Origin of the sequence: Phormidium pseudopriestleyi FRX01 (assembly GCF_017313335.1) — a bacterium.
In the GTDB taxonomy this organism is placed as follows: domain Bacteria; phylum Cyanobacteriota; class Cyanobacteriia; order Cyanobacteriales; family Laspinemataceae; genus Laspinema; species Laspinema pseudopriestleyi.
The window spans coordinates 1-2,912 of the sequence record NZ_JAFLQW010000154.1 but is presented as its reverse complement, the minus strand read 5'-3'; the positions used below and the strand labels follow the sequence as shown (position 1 = coordinate 2,912).

The 2,912-nt window shown below is 42.4% G+C and carries 5 protein-coding genes; 3 read left to right on the top strand and 2 right to left on the bottom strand.

Annotated elements, in window-relative coordinates; all coding sequences use genetic code 11:
• Positions 1 to 348 precede the first annotated feature (348 nt).
• The 3 genes from J0895_RS05750 to J0895_RS05740 are packed head-to-tail and all read left to right on the top strand — an operon-like array spanning position 349 to position 1,276.
• The gene (locus J0895_RS05750) at positions 349 to 615 is read left to right on the top strand and encodes a hypothetical protein (RefSeq protein WP_207087158.1); all 267 of its coding nucleotides are present in this window, start codon (positions 349 to 351) and stop codon (positions 613 to 615) included.
• Positions 612 to 887 (top strand): hypothetical protein, encoded by a 276-nt coding sequence (locus J0895_RS05745; protein ID WP_207087157.1) that lies wholly within the window; start codon positions 612 to 614, stop codon positions 885 to 887. Before J0895_RS05750 ends, J0895_RS05745 begins: the two co-directional genes overlap by 4 nt.
• A 5-nt stretch (positions 888 to 892) precedes the next feature.
• Positions 893 to 1,276, top strand: a complete 384-nt coding sequence (locus J0895_RS05740; protein ID WP_207087156.1) for a toxin-antitoxin system TumE family protein — start codon at positions 893 to 895, stop codon at positions 1,274 to 1,276.
• A 154-nt stretch (positions 1,277 to 1,430) separates the two neighbouring features.
• Here J0895_RS05740 and J0895_RS05735 read toward each other — a convergent pair whose 3' ends face one another.
• Both J0895_RS05735 and J0895_RS05730 read right to left on the bottom strand, forming a co-directional pair.
• Complete coding sequence (locus J0895_RS05735; RefSeq protein WP_207087155.1) at positions 1,431 to 1,844, bottom strand: type II toxin-antitoxin system VapC family toxin; 414 nt, start codon at positions 1,842 to 1,844, stop codon at positions 1,431 to 1,433.
• A gap of 4 nt (positions 1,845 to 1,848) precedes the next feature.
• Positions 1,849 to 2,118, bottom strand: coding sequence for a hypothetical protein (locus tag J0895_RS05730; protein ID WP_207087154.1), 270 nt, complete (start codon positions 2,116 to 2,118; stop codon positions 1,849 to 1,851).
• Between the last annotated feature and the right edge of the window lie 794 nt (positions 2,119 to 2,912).

The window sequence follows — 2,912 nt, the reverse complement described above, 5'->3', positions numbered from 1 at the left end:
CGAAGCTAGTTCCCTGCCCTGTCGCTGAAAGTTAAACAGTCTTAAGGTCACTGAGACAGTGCTTTCAGCCTAACAAGCTCTTAAAACCTTATTGAAGCTAACTTAACCCGAAAGGGAAAATCGGGGGGCAACCATACCCCCCACCCGAAAGGGGTCTAACCAAATTTTCGTTCTAGTGGCAGTTTTAATATTTCGGACAAGACCGGATTGGTTCAAGGCAATAGCCACAAACTTTGTAAAGCAGTTCGCAAAAAGGATGGTTACGGTTATGGTTACTAAATTGGCTGTTTTCAACAGCCGCTCCTATCCCTCCCCATGTCTGAAGCCAGGGGTATCCCGGAGGGTTCGATGACTCCTCGCGAACAACTCATACAGGAAATCCTTCTGGCCCCTGATTCATTGGTGAACCTCTTACTCCAATTGATCCGTCCCCTCCGTACCGATCCAACTCACTTCACCCCACAACTCCAAAAACTGGTAAAAACCACCGAAAATCCAACCCCAGACCCGTCCCCTTCTGCCTTCGACCTTGCGAGTGACTTGGCAGGCTCTCTCAATGGCCCCCAGGACCTCTCGACCAACCCCCAATACTTTCAAGACTTTGGTTTGTTATGAATCAAAAATTAGTCCAATCCTTAGTGGAAGTTATTTTTTCATTATCTGACGAAGAGCGGGAATATCTCGAACAGGAAATCAGCAAATATTCTCTCCGACAAGAAATCGCAAAAATAGAACAAAAAATCCAAGGTTTTGAGCAGAAATATCAAATGCAGTCAGAGGATTTTTTTCAGCGTTTTCAAGCAGGTGAGCTAGGAGATTCAATGGATTTTTTTGAATGGAATGCTTATCATGAAATGCTGGCTAATGCAAAAGTAGAAGCATCTTAAAACGGATGGAATTAGAGCAGTATATAGTCACCATCAAGAACAAAATCTCTGCCAGCCCACTTATTACAACAAGTGAGGTTGTTGATGAGAAACTTTTACTCAATCGTGGCTACTTCCGGGTTCGTCTAACCCTGTTGAATACTGATTTTGTAGAACTGACTGAAGCCTTCACTATTAAAAATAATCAACTCTTGACATTAGATTATCGTTACCAATGGATGGACTCATCAAAACAAGTCCTTAGAAAACGATGGGATAGCGTCAAGCATTTTCCTGATTTACCTAATTTTCCGCATCATGTTCATATCGGTTCAGAAACCAACGTAAAACCCGGGCAATCCCGAAATATCCTGGAATTTATAGATTTTATGGAATCCGAGTTAAGCTAAACTATCTCTGTTTATTACAGATGGAACTCAGCCCTAGAAACCGGCGTTGTTGCATTCCTCCCTACTCCCTCTAGCCTCTCCCAGGAACCCGGTTTCTGAACCCCACCATCAACTATAGCGTCACGTTCTATGTAGAGGCTTTATTCCATTATTATCAATCGCGTAATAATGGAATAAAGCCAGCTTGCTGAAAATGTTTATCGTAGGCGAGGGCTGCTGTAATTGAGTATTTTTCCATGATTTTAAAAGAAACGCAATCCGTCAGACTCCATTCTTGGTCTGGTCTTTGCTTGTACAACAATAATCCTTCTTTAAACTGATGGCTACTTTGCTGAATCACTGTCACATTCGGATGGTTATAGAGACTTTCAATTAACTTGATCGCCACTTCGCGAAAAAATTTACCCCGTTTAGAAAAATCATTCAACACCTCAGCCAACACCATTTCACTGGTAAAAATATAGAGTAAACCTATTGTTTGAGACAAATCTCGCGCTTTTTGATGCAATTGGTCTCTGGGGTTGAGTAAGGCTACCCAATAACCTGTATCTGCCAAAACTCGTTTCATTCCCCTAACCTTGATATAAATCAAAGTTTTTTGACAAATCACTCGGGACTTTTTCCCATTCAGAATCCGGGATTTTCGCCCCAATTTCTACTGCAATTTCCCAAATCGGCTTTGCCCTCTCATCATATTGGAGGTTTTGTTGATGATTGCTTTCTTGCTCATGTTCAGAAGTCCCTCGCACTTGCTCAAAAATTTTATCCAGCAACCATAACTTATCTTCTAATGATAAGTTGTGAATAGACTGTTCAAGTTCTAATAATTGATGCGAAACCATAGTTTATCCTCACGACTTTATCTGACGGTCTTTACCTAAAACAATTGGGTTCTTAGGCTGGAGGGGTGCCGGGTTGAAAATCCCCCTAAAAACCGGGTTTCTTGCATCTCTCCCTGCTCCCTCTAGTCTCTCCCAGAAACCCGGTCTCTTAACCCGTCGCTTTTAAGAGGGTAAAGGGGAAAAAAGAGCAGAGTGCAAGAGTCCTAAAGGGCAAAGAGCTAAAAGAGTCCTGCGGCAACAAGACAATAGGGAGGCGGAGCCTCCGGGGGCGTTACTTGGCAGAGCTAAGTAACGAGGAAAAATGAACTAGACCTAGCTTATGCGGTTATGGCCGGTGTAGAATCCCGAAGTACAAAGGGAAACTATACAGCAAAACGGGTTAAGTTTAATTCTGATTCGGCTTCTTAGCATATCTTTACTTAGTCGCGATTTTTTTCACATACCTACTTAAGTTCTGAATACCCATTAGGGCAAGTAAACCCTCCACCTGGCTTAAACGTCGGCTCAGGTGGTAAGTCCATTGTCGATTCATCACTTTGACAAAGTAGTGAAGAAGTTGATGTGCCAGAAACATACGCGATTCCTGTAAAGCTTTTCAAAAATGATTTTTTGGGCTGGGCTATAACTTGAACTATCCTATCTATATCAATGGAATTGACACTCCCACGCTCTAAAGAGCGTGGGATTCTTTAAGAGTCCAGAATCTGAACCTTAAGGGCGTAGTCAAAGCACCCCTACTGACTCCACTAAGATTAAATCCCAGTGTTACCGCTACCTTTCTTAAGATATTTGCT